At 68.3% G+C, this 18,344-nt stretch carries 18 protein-coding genes; 9 read left to right on the plus strand and 9 right to left on the minus strand.

The features are described from left to right. Position 1: 1 nt before the first annotated feature. Entirely contained in the window at positions 2 to 1,783 is a 1,782-nt protein-coding gene (locus KF780_10260; GenBank protein ID MBX3562179.1) for a hypothetical protein, read from the minus strand. Beyond that, positions 1,764 to 1,943, minus strand: a complete 180-nt coding sequence (locus KF780_10265; GenBank protein MBX3562180.1) for a hypothetical protein — start codon at positions 1,941 to 1,943, stop codon at positions 1,764 to 1,766. Before KF780_10265 ends, KF780_10260 begins: the two co-directional genes overlap by 20 nt. A gap of 46 nt (positions 1,944 to 1,989) precedes the next feature. On the opposite strand from KF780_10265, the gene KF780_10270 reads away from it, so the two are divergent. Next, complete coding sequence (locus KF780_10270; protein ID MBX3562181.1) at positions 1,990 to 2,550, plus strand: shikimate kinase; 561 nt, start codon at positions 1,990 to 1,992, stop codon at positions 2,548 to 2,550. Positions 2,551 to 2,622: 72 nt separating this feature from the next. Next, positions 2,623 to 4,509, plus strand: a complete 1,887-nt coding sequence (locus KF780_10275; GenBank protein MBX3562182.1) for a monovalent cation:proton antiporter-2 (CPA2) family protein — start codon at positions 2,623 to 2,625, stop codon at positions 4,507 to 4,509. On the opposite strand, the gene KF780_10280 is transcribed toward KF780_10275, so the two are convergent. From KF780_10280 to radA, 5 genes are all read right to left on the minus strand, one after another. Then, on the minus strand, positions 4,412 to 4,861 hold the full coding sequence (locus tag KF780_10280) for an iron-sulfur cluster assembly scaffold protein (GenBank protein MBX3562183.1): 450 nt from the start codon (positions 4,859 to 4,861) through the stop codon (positions 4,412 to 4,414). The two genes, KF780_10275 and KF780_10280, sit on opposite strands and share 98 nt — an antisense overlap. A 138-nt stretch (positions 4,862 to 4,999) precedes the next feature. Continuing rightward, positions 5,000 to 6,379, minus strand: a complete 1,380-nt coding sequence (gene cysS, locus KF780_10285; GenBank protein ID MBX3562184.1) for a cysteine--tRNA ligase — start codon at positions 6,377 to 6,379, stop codon at positions 5,000 to 5,002. Further along, the gene (locus tag KF780_10290; GenBank protein MBX3562185.1) at positions 6,376 to 6,912 is read right to left on the minus strand and encodes a CvpA family protein; all 537 of its coding nucleotides are present in this window, start codon (positions 6,910 to 6,912) and stop codon (positions 6,376 to 6,378) included. The genes cysS and KF780_10290 overlap by 4 nt, the downstream gene beginning before the upstream one ends. A gap of 158 nt (positions 6,913 to 7,070) precedes the next feature. Then, complete coding sequence (locus tag KF780_10295) at positions 7,071 to 7,769, minus strand: hypothetical protein (GenBank protein ID MBX3562186.1); 699 nt, start codon at positions 7,767 to 7,769, stop codon at positions 7,071 to 7,073. 45 nt (positions 7,770 to 7,814) lie between these two features. Beyond that, the gene (gene radA / locus KF780_10300; protein MBX3562187.1) at positions 7,815 to 9,188 is read right to left on the minus strand and encodes a DNA repair protein RadA; all 1,374 of its coding nucleotides are present in this window, start codon (positions 9,186 to 9,188) and stop codon (positions 7,815 to 7,817) included. Positions 9,189 to 9,300: 112 nt separating this feature from the next. Here radA and KF780_10305 point away from each other — a divergent pair, with 112 nt between their 5' ends. After that, the gene (locus KF780_10305; protein ID MBX3562188.1) at positions 9,301 to 9,615 is read left to right on the plus strand and encodes an HPF/RaiA family ribosome-associated protein; all 315 of its coding nucleotides are present in this window, start codon (positions 9,301 to 9,303) and stop codon (positions 9,613 to 9,615) included. Between the two features lie 259 nt (positions 9,616 to 9,874). Beyond that, positions 9,875 to 10,669, plus strand: a complete 795-nt coding sequence (locus KF780_10310; protein ID MBX3562189.1) for an endonuclease/exonuclease/phosphatase family protein — start codon at positions 9,875 to 9,877, stop codon at positions 10,667 to 10,669. Positions 10,670 to 10,702: 33 nt separating this feature from the next. Here KF780_10310 and KF780_10315 read toward each other — a convergent pair whose 3' ends face one another. Both KF780_10315 and KF780_10320 read right to left on the minus strand, forming a co-directional pair. Beyond that, positions 10,703 to 10,978, minus strand: coding sequence for a hypothetical protein (locus KF780_10315; protein ID MBX3562190.1), 276 nt, complete (start codon positions 10,976 to 10,978; stop codon positions 10,703 to 10,705). A gap of 321 nt (positions 10,979 to 11,299) precedes the next feature. Continuing rightward, a complete protein-coding gene (locus tag KF780_10320) occupies positions 11,300 to 12,601 on the minus strand; it encodes a beta-lactamase family protein (GenBank protein MBX3562191.1) in 1,302 nt (433 codons plus the stop codon). Between the two features lie 152 nt (positions 12,602 to 12,753). Between KF780_10320 and KF780_10325 the strand changes: the two genes are divergently transcribed. The 5 genes from KF780_10325 (at position 12,754) to KF780_10345 (ending at position 18,343) form a co-directional block, all read left to right on the plus strand. Then, the gene (locus KF780_10325) at positions 12,754 to 15,054 is read left to right on the plus strand and encodes a patatin-like protein (GenBank protein ID MBX3562192.1); all 2,301 of its coding nucleotides are present in this window, start codon (positions 12,754 to 12,756) and stop codon (positions 15,052 to 15,054) included. 71 nt (positions 15,055 to 15,125) lie between these two features. Continuing rightward, positions 15,126 to 15,437, plus strand: a complete 312-nt coding sequence (locus tag KF780_10330; GenBank protein ID MBX3562193.1) for a LapA family protein — start codon at positions 15,126 to 15,128, stop codon at positions 15,435 to 15,437. After that, positions 15,434 to 16,108: an orotidine-5'-phosphate decarboxylase gene (pyrF, locus tag KF780_10335; GenBank protein ID MBX3562194.1), complete on the plus strand. Its 675-nt coding sequence runs from the start codon at positions 15,434 to 15,436 to the stop codon at positions 16,106 to 16,108. Before KF780_10330 ends, pyrF begins: the two co-directional genes overlap by 4 nt. Positions 16,109 to 16,156: 48 nt before the next feature. Next, positions 16,157 to 17,008, plus strand: a complete 852-nt coding sequence (gene accD / locus KF780_10340; protein ID MBX3562195.1) for an acetyl-CoA carboxylase, carboxyltransferase subunit beta — start codon at positions 16,157 to 16,159, stop codon at positions 17,006 to 17,008. Positions 17,009 to 17,014: 6 nt separating this feature from the next. Beyond that, positions 17,015 to 18,343 (plus strand): bifunctional folylpolyglutamate synthase/dihydrofolate synthase, encoded by a 1,329-nt coding sequence (locus KF780_10345; protein MBX3562196.1) that lies wholly within the window; start codon positions 17,015 to 17,017, stop codon positions 18,341 to 18,343. The last annotated feature ends 1 nt before the right edge of the window (position 18,344 follow it).

Consider the following 18,344-nt stretch of genomic DNA (forward strand, 5'->3'; position numbering starts at 1 on the left):
GTCACAGCCGCGCGATCGCCTCGGCGGCGATCATCCGCGCTTCGAAGTCGAGCCCGACGGCGCGCAGCGCGCGGACGATGCGGAACAGGTGGCGGGGCGGCACGCTGCCCCAATGATCGGTCTGCATGCCGAGTCCGGCGAGCAGCACGACCGTGCCCGGCTGGCGCTGGCGCGCCGCCTGGTCGATCGCGTTGGCCCAGCGGTCCGCCGCGCCGATCGACAGGCCGGCGGCGGAGGCGAGCCGCTGCCCGTCCGCGTCGCCGACCTTGCCGAGCCCAACCAGGGCCGCGACCAGCATCCGCGCCCGGATGCCGTCGGCGCTGTCGTCGTTGCCGATATAGGTTTCGATCCGCCCCGCGCCGAGATCGACCGCGGCGCCCGGCGCGCCCACCGCGAGCAACGCCCAGGCCCGGTCGTCGCCCTGCGCCGTGTCCGCCCAGCGGGCCGCCTCCGCATCCATGCCCGCCGCCAGCATCGCCGCGATCAGATTGGCCGCGTCGGACGCGTGATCGGCCGACACCGGGATCCGCGCCGCCGCACCGGAGGTAAGGATCAGCCGCGCATAGCGCCCGCGCGGGTCGGCCGGCTCGGTCCACAGCCCGCGCAGGGCGGTCAGCCGCTCGGTCGGGCCGGCCCCGGCCCAGGCGATGCGCAGCCGCGCCGCCACTGTCCCGCCTTGCTCGGCGACATCGGTGAGGTCGAAGGCCAGGCTGTGCAACTGGACCAGCGCACTGGAGGAGAAGATGCCGAGCGCGGCGGCGATCGAGGCGGCTTCCAGCCGCTGTTCCAGCGGCACCATCGGCGCACGCGCGAACCAGGCCCGCATCGGCAGGCCGGCATTGCCGATCAGCGGCGCGGGAATCTCCGTGCCGGTCGCGCTGGCCAGCCCGAAACGCCAGGGCGTCAGCTCGTTCACCCCGTCCCAGCTCACGGCGGCGGCCCGGCGGCTCGATGCGCCCGCGCCGATCACCTTCTCGGCCAGCGCCAGATCGATGCCGCCCTGCGCACGGGCCTGATCCGCCAGAGCGGCGGCGCGCGCCGGCTCGCTCTCCAGCGCCGCGCACATCGCTTCCGCCAGGCTCCAGACCGCGCCGCGATTGGCGCCGCGCGTCGTCCCGACCAGCGGGCACAAGGCGGCCGGATCTGCGGTGGCGAGCGCGGTCCGCGCCGCGACTTCGATCAGGCGGGGCGTGTAATTCTGCTGGTCCACCGCCTGCACGAGCATCCGTGCCGCGTCCGCCTCGCCCATGCGCAGCAGAAGATCGGCGCGCTCGGCCACCCAGTCGACGGGATTGATGCCGGCCGGTGCCTGCAGCCGCGACATCAGCGCGCGGCGCAGCAGGATCGAGGTCCAGCGCGACGGCAGCGGCGCATCGAGCCGGCGCATGATCTCCGCCGACAGCGCGCCCTGATCGGGGCCGAAGGCGTCGGGACCAAGCCCGTATCGCCCCCCCGGCAACGGGCCGACCAGATCGGTCGGCCGCGCCTCGCCGTCGGGAATCGCGAAATAGTTGGTCGGCCGCGGCCGCTCCAGCAGCGCCTCTTCGGGCGAAATCCCGCCGCTTTCCTGCTCGGCCGGTTGCGCGGCGGCGTCGGGGCGCGGCGCGTCGGGCCGGGGCGCCTGCGGCTGGGCGGGCGTCCGCTCGGCCGGGGGAGGCAGCGCCTGGGGGTCGCCGAAGCCCGGCGGCAGCAGCGATTCGGGCGATTCCTGGCTGAGTGCGGGAATGGCGATCAGCAGCGCCGCCCCGGCGAGCAGCCCGGCCTTAGCCCGCCTGGATATCATTGGTCACATCCTGCTCGATCCGCTCGGTGGGGACTTCCTGATCGCTCAGGCCGAAATAGATCAGCAATCCCAGGATCAGCGCCAGGACGGCCAGAAGGATCGGGCCCAGCGGCGAGCGGCGGCGGCGGGTCGGGGCGAAATCGTAACGCGGTCTCGGCATGGCGGCCTTTTGCCCCAGCCGTCGCCGCTCTGTATAGCCCCCGCGCATGAACGTTGCGTCCGACAGGCCCGCAGCGGCGCCGAGCGTCGTCCCCGACCGCACGATCGTGCTGGTCGGCCTGATGGGTGCCGGCAAGACGACGGTGGGGCGGCGCCTCGCAGCCCGGCTCGACCGCCCGTTCGTCGATGCGGATGTGGAGATCGAGGCGGCGGCGGGGCTCGATATCGCCGAGATTTTCGAACGCCATGGTGAGCCCTATTTCCGCGACGGCGAGCGCCGCGTGATCGCGCGGTTGATCGACGGTCCCGTCCAGGTGATCGCGACCGGCGGCGGCGCCTTCGTCAACGGCGAGACTCGCGCGCTGATCCTCGATCGCGCCGTCGCGGTCTGGCTGGACGGCGATATCGCGATGCTGGCCCGGCGGATCGGCCGGCGCGATCATCGCCCGCTGGTTCAGGGCAAGGACCCCGCCATCGTGCTCGCCGCCCTCGCCGCGCAGCGCAATCCGTTCTACGCCGAGGCCCATGTCCGCGTGCTGGTCGCCGACGGGCCGCCGGATCGCACCGTCGATGCCATTATCGAAGCCATGGCCCTCCATCGCCGCTGACGCGCGGGTTGCACCGCACCTCGTTAAGCTGGCACGACGCGAATCGCAGCTGACAGGGGAGCGAATCGCCGCATGGCCGACGTCGAAGGTCTGAGCCTCGAATATTCGGTCGCCCTGTTGGGCGCCGCGGTGGTCGCCGTCCCCATCTTCACTCGCCTCGGCCTCGGCGCGGTGCTCGGCTATCTCGCCGCGGGCCTGCTCGTCGGCCCCTTCGCGCTGGCGCTCGTCGCCGATCCGGTCACCTTGCTTCACGTCGCCGAGATCGGCGTCGTGATGTTCCTGTTCGTGATCGGACTCGAAATGCGCCCGAGCCGATTGTGGACGCTGCGGCGCGCCATCTTCGGGCTCGGCGCCGCGCAGGTGCTCACCTGCGGCGCCTTGCTCACTCTGCTCGGGCTGGCCGCGGGCTTCCCGCTCATCCCCTCCTTCATCGGCGCGATGGGCTTCGTCCTCTCCTCCACCGCTGTCATCATGCGGATGCTGGAGGAGCGGGGCCAGCTCGCCTCCGGCACCGGCCAGCGCTCGATCGCGATCCTGCTGTTCGAGGATCTGGCGATCGTGCCCCTCCTCGCCATCGTCGCCGTCCTCGGCTCCTTCCTCGGCACCGGCGCGGAGGAAGGGCGCCCCGCCTGGCTCGCCGTCCTGATCGCGCTCGGCGCCATCGCCGCGGTGATCGCCGCCGGGCGCTGGCTGCTCGATCCCCTGTTCAAGATCCTCGCCCGCACCGGCGCGCGCGAGGTGATGACCGCCGCCGCTCTGCTCGTCGTGCTTGGCACCGCCTTGTTCATGGACTGGGCCGGCCTTTCCATGGCGATGGGCGCCTTCCTCGCCGGCGTGATGCTCTCCGAATCGACCTTCCGGCACCAGCTCGAGGCCGACATCGATCCCTTCCGCGGCATCCTGCTCGGCCTCTTCTTCATGAGCGTCGGTATGGCGCTCGATCTCGCGCTGGTCGCCCAGCAATGGCAGTTCCTGGTCGCCGGCGTGCTGGCGGCGATGCTCGTCAAGGCGTTCGGCATCTACGCCATCGCCCGCCTGTTCAGGACGGGCAGGAGCGAGACGATCCAGCGCACCGCCCTCTTCGCCCAGGGCGGCGAGTTCGCCTTCGTGCTCTATTCGGCCGCGCTCGGCGTCGGCCTGTTCGACCAGGCGACCGGCGCGCTGATGACCGCGATCGTCATCCTCTCCATGGCGCTCACCCCGCTTGTCGTCATCGCGGTGCGCTATCTCGAGCCGGAGGAGGAGATCAACACCGACACTGTCGAGGCGCCGGACGGGCTGCGCGGCCGCGTCCTCTTCGTCGGCTTCGGCCGCTTCGCCCAGGTGGTGAGCCAGCCCCTCCTCGCCCGCTGCGTCGAGCTCTCGCTGATCGAGACCGACATCGAGATGATCGAGGCCGCCGGCCAGTTCGGCTTCAAGGTCTATTATGGCGACGGCACACGGCTCGACGTGCTCCACGCCTCCGGCGCCGGCAAGGCGGAGGCGATCCTGGTCTGCGTCGACAAGCCGGACGTGGCCGACCGCATCGTCGAGCTCTGCAAATCCGAATTCCCCTATGCCAAGCTCTTCGTGCGCGCCTTCGATCGCGGCCATGCGATGCGCCTCGTCCATGCCGGGGTGGACTATCAGATTCGCGAGCTGTTCGAATCCTCCCTGGTGTTCGGGCGCGAGGTGCTGCTCGGCCTCGGCTTCGACGAGGACGAGGCGGACGAGGCGATCGAGGATGTCCGCCGCCGCGACGAGGAAAGGTTCGAAATCCAGCTCGTCGAGGGCCTCACGGCGGGCCGCTGGCTGCTGCGCGGCAACATGCAGACGCCCCAGCCCGAACCCTTCACCCGCCCGGCGCGCGAGGGCGAGGTGGTCAATCCGGAAGCGGCGCTCCAACAAGCCGAGCCGCGCGCGCCGAAGCCTCGGCGGCGGCCGCGAACGCCAGCAAAATCGAAGGATGCCGCGCGGTAACGGCCCGCGCGCTCGAAAACACGTCCAGCCCCGGCCAGCCACCCGGATCGCCCCTGCGCCCGGCGAGGTAATCCGCCAGCGCCGCGTGCGCCGCCGCGATCTCGCCCGGCGTCCGTCCGATCACATGCGCGCCCATCAACGCCGCCGAAGCCTGCCCCAAGGCACAGGCCTTCACCTCCTGCCCCAACGCCGCGACCCGCCCCTCCGCATCGGCGACGATATCGACCACCACCCGGCTCCCGCACACCGGCGAGCTCTTCTCGACGGACGCGCCCGCGCCCTCCAGCCGCGCCAGATGCGGGATCGAAGCGGCAAGACGCAGGATATCGCGGGAGTAAAGAGCGGAGGTCACCGGCACGATATAAGCAATCCTCCCCGGAACGGGGAGGGGGACCAGCCGCAGGCTGGTGGAGGGGTCGAGGGACTCCGAGCCGACCCCTCCACCATGTCGCTTCGCGCCACGGTCCCCCTCCCCGTTCCGGGGAGGATTTCAGGCCCGCCGCCAGCTCGTCCCCTGCGGCCCGTCCTCCAGCACGATCCCCTCGGCGGCCAGCGCGTCGCGAATCCGATCCGCCTCCGCGAAATCGCGCGCCTTCTTGGCTTCGGTCCGTGCGGCAATTCTAGCTTCTATTCTTTCAATCAGTTCTTCTGAAACGCACGGTAGGATCGCAGATCGAGGAACCCCCAGAAGATCGAAACAGGCGACTACTTCACATGCAAATTTCATATACGTCGTAAAATCTACATCTTTGGCCGCTCGCAGTTTTCTAACATGAGACTGAAGCACATCTATTGCGACACCAGTATTCAAATCGTCACATATCGCTGAAATGAACCTCTTTGGCGGGGGCGATGCACTGATCATATCAGGGTAAAATCTCAACGCATCTTGTGCTTTTTGAAGAAAATTCTCCATTTTGTTAACGAGAATATCCCCCCACTCCAACGGCTGGCGATAGTGTCGAGAAAGAAGTGCTAGTCGGATTGCCCCGCCAGACCAGCGAGTTAAAAGCTGATCGACAGTAATAATGTTGCCCAAACTCTTGGACATCTTCTCCGCGCCCGCCATCGACAGAAAGCCGTTATGCACCCAGTAATTGGCGAGCGGCGCCCCGTGATGCGCACAGCGGCTCTGGGCGATCTCGTTCTCGTGGTGCGGGAAGATCAGGTCGAGCCCGCCGCCGTGAATGTCGATCGTCTCGCCGAGATGTTCGCGGATCATCGCCGAGCATTCGATATGCCAGCCCGGCCGCCCCCGCCCCCAGGGCGAATCCCAGCCGATCACGCCGTCGGCAGAGGGCTTCCACAGCACGAAGTCGGCCGGATCGCGCTTGTAGCTCGCCACCTCGACCCGCGCCCCGGCGATCATCGCCTCGCGGTCGCGCCGCCCGAGCGCGCCGTAATCCGGATCGCTCGGCACATGGAACAGCACATGGCCGTCCGCTTCATAGGCGTTGCCGGTCTCCACCAGCCGCGCGATCATCGCGATCATCGCGGCGATGTTCACCGCATCGGTCGCATGCGGCGCGATGTCGGGCGGCGCCACGCCCAGCGCGCCCATATCCTGTAGATAGAAATCCTCGTAACGCCTTGTGATCACGGCAGGATCGACGCCCTCCGCCTCCGCCGCCGCGATGATCTTGTCGTCTACGTCGGTGACGTTGCGGGCATAGACCAGGCTGCCCGCGCCATGGACATGCCGGAGCAGCCGGGCGAGCACGTCGAACACAACGGCGGGGCGCGCATTGCCGATATGGGCGCGGTTGTAGACGGTCGGCCCGCACACATACATCGTCACCCGCGCGGGGTCGGCGGGCGTGAAGGGGCGCTTTTTACGCGCCATCGTGTCGTACAGATAGATTTCGGTCATTGCGCGTTGGCCGTGGCGCCATCCTCCGCCGCCGCTCCGCGCTGCGCTTCGACCAGCTCGACGATCGTCTCGCCGGAGGATTTGAGCAGCGGCCAGGTGCGCGATTCCGAAATCCATTCCGGCCGTGCCGCCGCCTGCCCCCAGATCACGTCATAGACGAGGCTGAGCGCGAGGAAGAGCAAAGTCGCGACGATCAGGCCCTTCAGCGCGCCGAAGCCCGCGCCCAGCACCCGGTCGATCGGCCCCACGATCGACTGGCGCACCCGCTCGCCCAGCCGCCGCGAGGCGAGCTTGCCGCCGAGGAAGACCAGCCCGAAGACCAAAGCGAAGGCGAGCACCGCCGCCCCGGATTCCGTGCCGATCGGCCCGACCAGCCAGCCGCGCACCGGCTCGTACAGATAGCGCAATGCCACGATCGCCAGGAACCAGGCGAACAGCGACAGCGCCTCCGCGACGAAGCCGCGCAGGAAGCCGAAGACGAGCCCGGCGCCGACCAGCAGCAGGACGATTATGTCGAGGGCGGTGAGGTCCATGAGAGGGGTGGTTAGTGGAGGATGCGACCAGTTCAAACCACAATTTTCCCCCGCTCATCCTGAGTAGGGACCGAGCTTGTCGAGGGGCACATCGAAAGGTCTTCGGAAGGGCTTTGCGTACAATGCACCGACAAGCCTACCAAAGGGCCGTCTTAGCCTTATTGGATCAGTCGCACCTCGGTGGAGCGGACGTTATAATTGGCACCGCCTTGGCCATCGGCGGTGAAGGTTATCGGGACATCCGCGCTTTTCCCACACACAGTGAAAGTCCAGACTTCACTCCATGAGCCAGCATAATAGGCTCCATGGAAATTCGTTCCAAGGTCGGGGCTCCTCTCGGTAACGCGCGTACCGCCCATCCTCAGACCTTCGCCATTGCATGTCGGGTCGGCCGCGCGCACAGCATGCAACGCGCTCATCGCTGCCATTGCGCTGGTATCCCGCATCAGACTTGGATTGGCGAGGCTCTCGCCCTCATTCACCACCCTCGCCCTGATACTGTCATCCGGCATTTTGAGAACGATGAAACGCAAGCGCGGAGCATCTGGACACCCTTCCGCGCGACCATAAGCGGTCCATCCGTTCTTCACCTGCCCCGACGTAACGCCCTGACTGATCATCCTTATCGCCGTCGCGGTCTCAAGTGGGTCCAAACGCACGCCGGTCGGAACGCATGAATTCTGTTCGTTTGCGATCGCCTGAAGCGTAAGAAGCGCGTCCGCCTGGACCGCATCCATGGCAGGTGGTGGCTCTGCGGCATTGGTGCGCTCAACAAACGCTCTAAAGGATTCGTCCTGCGCCAGTGCCATATCGTTGATGCTGAAGACCGCGAGCGCAAGTAAAGCGAGTTTCTTCAAAATCCCCTCCCGTTTTTACCAAAATTATCTCGGTAATACGTAGGATCAAGTACGCCCCAGCAAATGATCCACCAACTGCCCCAGCGTCCGATGGGCCGAAAGCGCCATCGCCCCCTTCCCGTTCCCCAGCGCCGCCGGCACCAGCGCCCGCGCGAAGCCCAGCTTGGCCGATTCCTTCAGCCGCAATTCGCCATGCGCCACCGGCCGCAATTCGCCGGACAGGGCCACTTCCCCGAACGCCACCGTCTCGGCCGGCACGGGCCGCTCGGACAAGGCCGAGACAAGCGCCGCCGCCACCGCCAGGTCCGCCGCCGGATCGGTGACGCGATAGCCGCCCGCCACGTTCAGATAGACCTCCGCCGAGGAGAAGCTGAGCCCGCAGCGCGCCTCCAGCACGGCGAGGATCATCGCGAGGCGCCCCGAATCCCAGCCCACCGCCGCCCGCCGCGGCGTCGCGCCGCTGGCCAGCCGCACGGTCAGCGCCTGGATTTCCACCAGCACCGGCCGCGTGCCCTCCAGCGCGGGGAAGACCACCGCGCCCGGCACCGCCTCGCCCCGCTCGGTCAGGAACAGGGCCGAAGGGTTGGCGACCTCCGCCAGCCCCCCCTCGCCCATCGCGAACACGCCGATCTCGTCGGTGCCGCCGAAGCGGTTCTTCACGGCGCGCAGGATGCGGTATTGATGGCTGCGCTCCCCTTCGAAGCTCAGCACCGTGTCGACCATATGCTCCAGCACGCGCGGCCCGGCGATCGCGCCGTCCTTGGTGACATGGCCGACCAGCACCACGGCCGTCCCGCTCTCCTTGGCGAAGCGGATCAGCTCGTGCGCGGCGGCGCGCACCTGGCTCACCGTCCCCGGCGCGCCTTCGATCAGGTCCGAATACATGGTCTGGATCGAATCGATCACGACCAGAGCCGGCGGCGCCCCCTCCCCCAAAGTCGTCAGAATATCGCGCACCGAGGTCGCCGCCGCCAGTCGCAGCGGCGCCGCGCCCAGCCCCAGCCGCCGCGCGCGCAGCCGCACCTGATCCGCCGCCTCCTCGCCGGAAATGTAGGCAACGCCAGCACCTTGCGCGGCGATCCTCGCGGCGGCCTGCAACAGCAAAGTCGATTTGCCGATGCCCGGATCGCCGCCGATGAGCGTCGCCGATCCCGCCACCAGCCCGCCGCCCAGCGCCCGGTCCAGCTCGGCGATCCCGGTCGCGAGCCGCGCCGGCAGCACCGCCTCCGCATCCAGCCCGGTCAGCTCGACCCGCCGCCCGCCGCTGCGCAGATCGTGCTTGGCCGAAAAGGGCGTCACCACCCCGGCCGCATCCTCGACCAGGCTGTTCCACTCGCCGCAATCCGCGCACTGCCCCGCCCAGCGCGGGCTGACGGCGCCGCACAACTGGCAGACATAGCGTTTCTTCGGCCTGGCCATGCCCCGGCTTAGCGGAACACAAACGGAACATCCAGCCGGAAAAACACCTATGGAACGCTTCGCCGCGCCCCGGCATTATCCCGTCATATCCAAAGCGAGGAGGCGCAATAACGTGTTCGTTCAGGTCAAGACCGATAACCGGATCGTCACCGATGCCGAGGCCAATGCCCGGCTGGAGGAACGGGTCCGCGCCAAGCTGAAGCGCTTCGAATCGCGCCTCACCCATGTCGAGCTCCACGTCACCGACGTGAACGCGATGAAGGGCGGCGACGGCGACAAGCGGGTCAGCCTGGAGGCGCGCGCGTCCGGCCACGCGCCGGTCACGGTCCATGCCGAGGCCGAGCGGATCGACACCGCCGTGACCGCCGCCGCCGACAAGGCCGCCCGCGCCCTCGATCATGCTCTGGGCAAGCAGCGCACGCATTAGAATTCTGATTCACTCGGATTTTGGAGCCTGTGAAGATGAAAGAGTCATCCCGGCGAAAGCCGGGACCCATGAACACCGGGGTGGAGGAAAGAAGCGCAACCGCCGACACCCATTCAGGAAATTCCGAGTTCATGGGTCCCGGCTTTCGCCGGGATGACGCCGAGATCGAAGGCGGATACGTCCATTCAGATCGAACGCATTCATGGCGAGCAGGCCCGGACTTGCCTGACGCCCCGCTCGCCGCCACATGCCCGCTCCCATGATCCGCGTCGCCAGCTACAATATGCGCAAGGCCATCGGCACCGACCGGCGCCGCCGCCCCGAGCGCACGCTCGACGTGCTGAACGAGCTCGACGCGGACGTGATCGCGCTCCAGGAGGCCGACCGCCGCTTCGGCGCGCGGGTGAGCGCCCTGCCGCTGAGTCTCATCGAGGCGCATAGCGATTACCGCCCCGTGCCGTTCGAGGCGCGCGACGGCAGCCTGGGCTGGCACGGCAACGCGCTGCTGGTCCGCAAGAATGTGGAGGTGCGCGAGCGCCACCTCTTCCACCTCCCCTCGCTGGAGCCGCGCGGCGCGGTGCTGGCGGAGGTGGAGGTCGGCGGACATATGCTGCGCGTCGTCGGTATGCATCTGGATCTGTCCGGCCTGTGGCGGCGGCGGCAGGCCCATGCCATCCTCTCCCACCTGCACGAGCGCGCGGGCGATCCGCCGACCGTGCTGATGGGCGATCTCAACGAATGGAGCGCGCGCGGCGGGTGCCTGCGCGATTTCGCCCATCACCACCATTTCGCGCCCTGCGGCCACTCCTTCCACGCCCGCCGCCCGGTCGCCCGGCTCGACCGGATCATGGTGACGCCCGATCTCGACATCCTCGACAGCGGCGTCCACTTCAGCCCCACCGCCCGCCGCGCCTCCGATCACCTCCCCATCTGGGCCGACATCGCGCCGGGCGACGAAACCCGCCGCACCCTCGGCCCGCCCCCGCCCCGCCTCACCTGGCGCGCCAAGGTGAGCGCGACTTTGATCCGGCGGGAGCGGCGGATCAGGGGATAAAAGAATGACGGTACTGGGTAGAAGGCAGACTCCCTAGGGTTGGCGATCCGCCGATCGTCTCAGAAGTTCGAGCAGTATCGGTCGAAGCTCGCGATAGGTTTCGAGATATCCATTGTTTCCCTGGTGTCTTGCCGTTCTGCACATGAAGAAGAGTTCGTTGCGAACTGCTTCAACTGTGTCGCGCTTCCGCTGTGTCGCAGCTTCCGCGCATGCCCCAAAGGAACCATGATGCTTGTAACCATTGAAGCTCATGGCGAATTTCAAAACCGCTGCGGCATCATTCTCTGATGGAAGATCGGCAATTTCCATTCCAAGACCTTCGATAAACCCACAGCTTCAGAAGGCGGTGTTCCCACAGACGATCACCTTCCGCAATAGGTCGGTAACAGACATCCCGCCGATCTCTGGCAATGTAGGAAATGCTCTGTCACGCTCGCCCCGAATCGGGGTCTCGGCCTCGCTTCGCCGGCTCTTTGAACCGTTCCGTTCAGCGCGAAGAAATTTCGCGGGCGCACCATCGCGCATATGGGCGAAGATGGTGAAATTCCGCGCCGCGATCCGTTTCGGAAATACCCCCATGGCCAGTGGGAACATTGGGGAACATTCGCCATGCCGGCCTAAGCACCGCGCTCAGCCGTTCCCGCCCTCATTCTCCGGCCGCTCCGGCGCCGGCGCGCCGTCCTCCGGCGTGTCCAGTTCCAGCCAGTCGCGGAAGGGCAGGCGGTAGACCATGTCCATCACCTCATATTCGAGGCCGGCGGGCACGTTGGTCGTCGCGTTCCACAGCGCGACCACGCCGGAGCGCCGCGCCGGATCGAACAGGATCATGGAGCGGTAGCCCATCACCCCGCCATGATGGCCGACGACGCGGCGGCCGGCATAATCGAAGCTGCGCCAGCCCAGCCCGTATCCCGACGCGGAGGTGCGCTCGGCATATTTGCGGCGGCGGCGGTCCTCGCCCGGCGTGGCGACGCGCGGCGCGTGGGCGGCGGCCAGCACGTTGGCGGGGATCACGCCCGGCGCGCCGCCCATCTGGGCGAGCATCCACTGGGTGAGGTCCTCGATCGAGCCGTTGACCCCGCCCGCCGCCGGCACGCGGTAATAATTCTCGTTCACCTCCGCCATGCGCCGGTTGCGCCCGCCGATATGCGGCCGCGCCCAGCTCGGCGCGCTCTGGAGGCCGGCGCGGCTGAGGCTGGCGCTCCGCATGCCGATCGGCTCGAACAAGGCGCGGCGCACCGCCGTCTCGTAGCTCTCGCCGGTCAGCCGCTCGACGATCTCGGCCGCCGCGTCATAGGCGACGTTCTGATAGGCGTGGCAGGTGCCCGGCGGGCAGATCGGCGTCAGCGCCGCCAGCCCGGCGCGCAGCAGGCGCGGGTCCTCGCCGTCCTCCAGCTTGGCGTCCTGGGCATGGGCGAACAGGCCGGTGCGGTGGGCGAGCAGGTCCGCCACGCTGACGCTGGCCTCGCCGCCGCCCGGCAGGCGCAGGGTCGCCGCATGGCGCGCCACCGGGTCGCCGAGCCCGATCCGCCCCTCGCCGGCGAGCAGCGCCACCATGTCGCCCGCCACGCCCTTGGAGAGCGAGGCCCAGCGGAACACGGTCGCGGTCGTCACCGGATCGCCGCTGCCCAGGCTGGTCTCGCCATAGCCCTTGAGGAAGCGGATGCGCCCGTCCTCGACGATGCCGACGGCGAGGCCGACCATCGCCGGGTCCTCCATCACCCGCCGCAGCCGCGCGTCGATCCGGGCATAATCGATCGTCCCGCCCGCGATCGGCGCGGCGTCCGCGATGTCGAACTCGACGGGGCGATAGGATGGCGCCTCCGCGTCTCCCGTGCCGCTCGCGGCCGGCGCGGCCGTCCACACCGTCATCGCCCAGACGATGCCGAACGCGCTCATCGTCACGATCAGGAACGAAAGGAGGCGCTTCACCGACACGATATCAGAACTTGTCTCCGGTTCGGCCGGTCGCTTTGCCCGGCTGCCGGTGCCTTATCCCTGCAAGGCGGCAAAAGAAAGCAGCGATTCGAGCGCGTTCCGCCATCCGCTCGACAGCGGCGCGGCTTCCTGCCACCCTTCCGGACATGCGGGAGAGGGAGCTCCGGATCGCGCTGATCTGCTATGGCGGGATCAGCCTTGCCGTCTACATGCACGGCATCACCAAGGAGATCTGGCGCCTCGCCGGCGCGAGCCGCGCCTTCCATGCCGGCGATGCGGATGATCCGGCCTGCACCGGCGTCTATCACACATTGCTGCGCCGCATTTCGGAGCAAAGCGGCGTCAGGCTGCGGGTGATGGTCGATATCCTCGCCGGGGCCAGCGCGGGCGGGATCAACGCGATCTTCCTCTCGCACGCCATCGTCACCGGCCGCCCGCTCGATCCGCTGACCGATCTGTGGCTCGAATCGGCCGATGTCGACAAGCTGATCGATCCGCAGGTCAGCACCATGTCGCGGATCGCCAAGACCGCCGCCGTGCCCTTCGCCTGGATGCTCTCCGCCCGCTCCGGCACGGTCGAGGAGACGGTGGACAAGGAGCAGCGCGCCGAGGTGAAGGCGAAGCTGGCCAGCTTCGTGCGCGCCCGCTGGTTCGCGCCGCCCTTCGGCGGGCCGGAATTCACCACCCTGCTGCTGGACGCCTTCGACGCGATGGACGCCGCCCCCGCCGGCCCGCCGCTGATCCCGGACCAGCAGCCGATCGACCTGTTCGTCACAGTGACCGACTTCCGCGGCCATCTCGGCCCGCTGCGCCTCAATTCGCCGCCGGAGGTGATGGAGCGCGAGCATCGCGTGACGCTCCATTTCCAGGACCAGGGCGGCAGTCCCAAGGTTTTCGCCGATCCGATCGAGCTGGTCTTCGCCGCCCGCGCCACGGCCAGCTTTCCCGGCGCCTTTCCGCCCTTCGGCGTCAAGGAACTGGATCGGGTGATTGCCGCGAAGGGCAAGAGCTGGCCGGGCCGCAACGCCTTTCTCGCCAGCGCTTTGCCCCGCCATGCCGAGCAGGGCGACATGGAGCAAGTGATCCTGATCGACGGATCGGTCCTCGCCAACGCGCCCTTCCGCCCTTGCATCGAGGCGCTCGACAAGCGCCCCGCCCGGCGCGAGGTGGACCGGCGCTTCGTCTATATCGATCCCAAGCCGGGCCGGCGCAGCGTCAATCTCGCCGGTGGCGCTTCGGACTCGCCCGGCTTCTTCGCGACCATCCTGGGGGCCCTGTCCGACATTCCCCGCGAGCAGCCGATCCGCGACAATCTGGAGACGATCGAGCGCCTCTCCGGCCGCATCCGCCGCCTGCGCCGGATCGTGCGGACGATGCGGCCCGAGGTGGAGGACGCGATCGAACGGGCGCTCGGCTCCTCCTTCCTGTTCCTCAGCCCCACGCCGAAGCGGATCGGCAGCTGGCGCTCGCGCGCCAACGATCTCGCCGCGCGGATGGCCGGCTATGCCTATGCCGCCTACGCTCATCTCAAGATTTCGGCGGTGGTCGAGGAGACGGCGACGACGATCTTCCGGCTCGGCGGCGCCGGCGACAAGGCGCGCCAGGAACGGGTACGCAAGGCGATCTGGCGGGTCGTGCGCGAGGGCGGGCTGGTCGATCCGGAGGCGGTGACGGCGCATGGCCTCAACACCGACGCGATCGCCTTCCTGCGCGATTTCGACGCCGGCTTCCGCACCCGCCGGCTGCGCTTCGTCACCCGCCGACTGACCCGCATGCGGACTGAGTCGGACACCGATCGCGCCGCCCGCGACGACGCCCGCCGGCGGCTCGACGACATGCTAAGCCGCCATCAGTCCCACGAACCGCCGGCGATCGACGAGGCGACGCGGCGCATCCTCGCCGACGCCGAAATCCGGCCCGAGGCCGCGATGACCACGCTCGCCGCCCTGCTTGATCTGCGGACGCTCGACCGCGAGACCGACGAGCGGCTCGCCGAGGCATTCAATGCTTTGCCCAAGTCGGACCGGCGCCCATTGCTGCTCACCTATCTCGGCTATCCCTTCTACGACGTCGCCACGCTGCCGATGCTGCAGGGCGAGGGGCTGGACGAATTCGATCCGATCAAGGTCGATCGCATCTCGCCCGACGACGCGGTGGCGATCCGCAAGGGCGGTACCGAAGCGACCTTGAAGGGCATCCAGTTCAACAGCTTCGGCGCCTTCTTCAGCCGATCCTATCGCGAGAACGACTATCTGTGGGGCCGCCTGCACGGCGCCGACCGGCTGATCGACATCACCCTGTCGTCGCTCGAGCCCGAGGCGGGGCTCACCGAGGAATCGGTTAAGGCGCTGAAGCGCGAGGCGTTCCGCGCCATTCTCGACGAGGAACGCGAACGGCTGACCGCGATCCCGGCCTTGTTCGAGCAGCTGGAGCGCGAGATCGGCTGAGGCGGCCCGAAACGGGCCATGGGCGAAAGCATGGCTGGACGCGGCCGGCTTTTTTGGGGAGGATGCGCCTCATGCAATTCCTTAAGACGCTGTTCTGGGTGCTCCTCGCTGTCGCGGTCGTGCTGTTCGCCAGTGCGAACTGGAACACGATCGTCACCGTCGATCTGTGGGGCGGGCTGCAGGCCGATTTCAAGCTGCCGGTGCTCGCGATCGGTGCCTTCCTCATCGGTTTCGTACCGACCTTCCTGGTCTATCGCGCGCGACTCTGGAGCCTGACACGCCGGCTGGAGCAGCAAGGGCAGACCCATGTCGCCAATGTGCCGGACGCGCCCGCCCGCACGCCAGTGCCGCCACAGGAGGCCGAGCCGCGGGCCAATATATGACCAGCCCGGTCTATGTCGCGCTCGACACCACCGATCTCGACACGGCGCGCGCGATCGCCGCGCGGGTGCGTAACCATGTCGGCGGGATCAAGCTCGGCCTGGAATTCTTCTGCGCGAACGGTGCGGACGGCGTGCGCGCGATGGCCGGGCTCGGCCTGCCCGTTTTCCTCGATCTCAAGCTACACGACATTCCCAACACCGTCGCCAAGGCAGTGCAAGCGTTACGCCCACTGGAGCCCGCGATCCTGACCGTCCACGCCGCCGGCGGCCGGGCGATGATGGAGGACGCTAAAGCGGCCGCGCCGTCTGGTACCAAGGTGGTGGCTGTCACCGTGCTTACCAGCCTCGACGATGACGATCTCGGCGCGATCGGCATCGCCGGCGATTCCCATGCCCAGGTCGAACGGCTGACCGCGCTCGCCCGCGAGGCCGGGCTCGACGGCGTCGTCTGCTCCGGCGCGGAGGTGAAGGCGGCGCGCAAAGCCTGGCCGGACGGCTTCTTCGTTGTTCCGGGCGTGCGTCCCGCCGAAATGGGCGCCGGCGACCAGAAGCGGGTGGTGACGCCGCGCCAGGCGCTGGACAATGGCGCTTCCATTCTGGTCATCGGCCGGCCCATCACGCAGGCTGAGGACCCGGACCTCGCCGCCCGCGCGATCGCGGCGACGCTGTAGACTTCCTCTCTCCGCCGTCCTATCCGCCTCGGCCCGAGGAGCAAGAAGATGAGCTGGCTGAACCGCGTCCGCAACAAGATCCCTTTCCTGCCGAAGCGGGAAACGCCCGAGACGCTCTGGCACAAATGTCCGGAATGTGCGGCGATGGTCTTCCTCAATGAATATGAGGAGAATCTTTTCGTCTGCCCGCATTGCCAGCATCACGGCCGGATCGGCCCGCGCAAGCGCTTCGAAATGCTGCTCGATCCCGGTTATACCGTGCTGCCCCCGCCCCAGGTGCGCGAGGATCCGCTCAAGTTCCGCGATTCCAAACGCTACACCGACCGGATCAAGGCCGCCCGCGCCGCCACCGGCGAGCCCGACGCGCTGATCAACGCGCGCGGCTCAGTGGACGGCCAGCGGGTCGTGATGGGCGTGCAGGATTTCGCCTTCATGGGCGGATCGATGGGCATGGCGGTCGGCGCCGCCTTCGTCGCCGGCGCGCGAGCGGCCGTACAGGACCGCGCGCCCTACATCATCGTCACCGCCGCCGGCGGGGCGCGGATGCAGGAAGGCATTTTGAGCCTGATGCAGATGCCCAAGGCGACCGCCGCGATCGCCGAACTCAAGGAAGCGGGCCTGCCCTATGTCGTCATCCTCGCCGATCCGACGACCGGCGGCGTCACCGCTTCCTATGCCATGCTGGGCGACATCCACATCGCGGAGCCGGGCGCCCTGATCGGCTTCGCCGGCCAGCGCGTGATCGAATCGACGATCCGCGAAAAGCTGCCCGAAGGCTTCCAGCGCGCCGAATATCTGAAGGATCACGGCATGGTGGATATGGTCGTCCACCGCAAGGACCTGCGCGCGCGCCTCGCTTTGCTGCTCGACTATCTGACGCCCCAGCGCGAGGCGGCCTAGCTCCGGGTGGCCGATCGCGCCGCCTCCGATCATCCCGCCGTCCAGGCCCAGCTCGATCGGCTGGCGCGCCTGTCGCCAGGCCGCGACATATTGGGGCTGGAGCGGATCTCCGCTTTACTCGACCGGCTCGGCAACCCCGAGCGGTCGCTGCCGCCCGTCTTCCATGTCGCCGGGACCAACGGCAAGGGATCGACCTGCGCCTTCCTGCGCGCCGCGATCGAGGCGGCGGGGCTCACCGCCCATGTCTATACCAGCCCGCATCTCGTCCGCTTCAACGAACGCATCCGGCTCGCCGGACGCCTGATCGACGACGAGGCGCTGGCCGCCGTGCTGGCCGAAGCGCTCGATGCGGCGAGTGACATGACGATCAGTTTCTTCGAGGTGACGACCGCCGCCGCCTTCCTGGCCTTCGCCCGGACACCGGCCGATGCCTGTATTGTCGAAGTCGGGCTGGGCGGTCGGCTCGATGCCACCAATGTCATCCCCGCCCCGCTGATCTGCGGCATCGCCGAGCTCGGCATCGATCACAATGCCTTCCTCGGCGACCGGATCGAGCAGATCGCCATCGAGAAAGCCGGCATCGCCAAGGCGGGCGTGCCGCTCGTCACGCAGCGTTATCCCGTCCCCGTCGCGCTCAAGATCGCCGAAGCCGCGCAGGATAAGGGCGCGCCGTGGCTGCCGCGCGGCCAGCTCTGGGACGCCGACCTGCGCGAGGGCGGAATCGACTATCGCGACCGGAGCGGGAGCCTGCGCCTCCCTGCCCCCCGCCTGCCCGGCGCGCACCAGGCGATGAACGCCGCGCTGGCCATGGCGATGCTGCGTCACCAGAGCCGGCTGGCCATCCCCGAATCCGCGTTGCGCGCCGCGATCGGCTGGACGGAATGGCCGGCCCGGCTCCAGAAGCTCGCCCCCGGCCCGCTCGCCGATCTGCTGCCGCGTGGGGCCGAACTCTGGCTGGACGGCGCCCACAACCCCAATGCCGCGCGCGCCGTGGCCGATTTCTTCCGCGGCCACGTGCCGGCTGGCACACCCTTTCACATCGTCTTCGGCCTGCTCGCCAACAAGGATGCGCCGGGCGTGCTGCGCGCCTTTCGCGGGCGGCAGGCGACATTCCACATGATTCCGGTGCCGGAGCACGAACATCACGCTCCCGCCGCCCTGGCCGCGACGGCGAAAGAAGCCGGGCTCAACGCGATGACGGCAAAGGACGCCCCGGACGCCCTGCGCTGGATCGCCCGCCATGCCGACCGGGACAAGCCGCCGGTCGTGCTGATCCTGGGCTCGCTCTATCTCGCCGGCGAGATGCTGAAGGCCAACGATCAGCCGCCGGGTTGAA

The sequence above is a fragment of the Sphingomonas sp. genome (assembly GCA_019635535.1).
GTDB lineage: Bacteria > Pseudomonadota > Alphaproteobacteria > Sphingomonadales > Sphingomonadaceae > Allosphingosinicella.

Bases quoted from the DNA above. Each gene is read 5' to 3' on its own strand.
- KF780_10260 (MBX3562179.1), bottom strand. From the start codon at position 1,783: ATGATATCCAGGCGGGCTAAGGCCGGGCTGCTCGCCGGGGCGGCGCTG.
- KF780_10265 (MBX3562180.1), bottom strand. From the start codon at position 1,943: ATGCCGAGACCGCGTTACGATTTCGCCCCGACCCGCCGCCGCCGCTCG.
- KF780_10270 (MBX3562181.1), top strand. From the start codon at position 1,990: ATGAACGTTGCGTCCGACAGGCCCGCAGCGGCGCCGAGCGTCGTCCCC.
- KF780_10275 (MBX3562182.1), top strand. From the start codon at position 2,623: ATGGCCGACGTCGAAGGTCTGAGCCTCGAATATTCGGTCGCCCTGTTG.
- cysS (MBX3562184.1), bottom strand. From the start codon at position 6,379: ATGACCGAAATCTATCTGTACGACACGATGGCGCGTAAAAAGCGCCCC.
- KF780_10290 (MBX3562185.1), bottom strand. From the start codon at position 6,912: ATGGACCTCACCGCCCTCGACATAATCGTCCTGCTGCTGGTCGGCGCC.
- radA (MBX3562187.1), bottom strand. From the start codon at position 9,188: ATGGCCAGGCCGAAGAAACGCTATGTCTGCCAGTTGTGCGGCGCCGTC.
- KF780_10310 (MBX3562189.1), top strand. From the start codon at position 9,875: ATGATCCGCGTCGCCAGCTACAATATGCGCAAGGCCATCGGCACCGAC.
- KF780_10315 (MBX3562190.1), bottom strand. From the start codon at position 10,978: ATGGAAATTGCCGATCTTCCATCAGAGAATGATGCCGCAGCGGTTTTG.
- KF780_10325 (MBX3562192.1), top strand. From the start codon at position 12,754: ATGCGGGAGAGGGAGCTCCGGATCGCGCTGATCTGCTATGGCGGGATC.
- KF780_10330 (MBX3562193.1), top strand. From the start codon at position 15,126: ATGCAATTCCTTAAGACGCTGTTCTGGGTGCTCCTCGCTGTCGCGGTC.
- pyrF (MBX3562194.1), top strand. From the start codon at position 15,434: ATGACCAGCCCGGTCTATGTCGCGCTCGACACCACCGATCTCGACACG.
- accD (MBX3562195.1), top strand. From the start codon at position 16,157: ATGAGCTGGCTGAACCGCGTCCGCAACAAGATCCCTTTCCTGCCGAAG.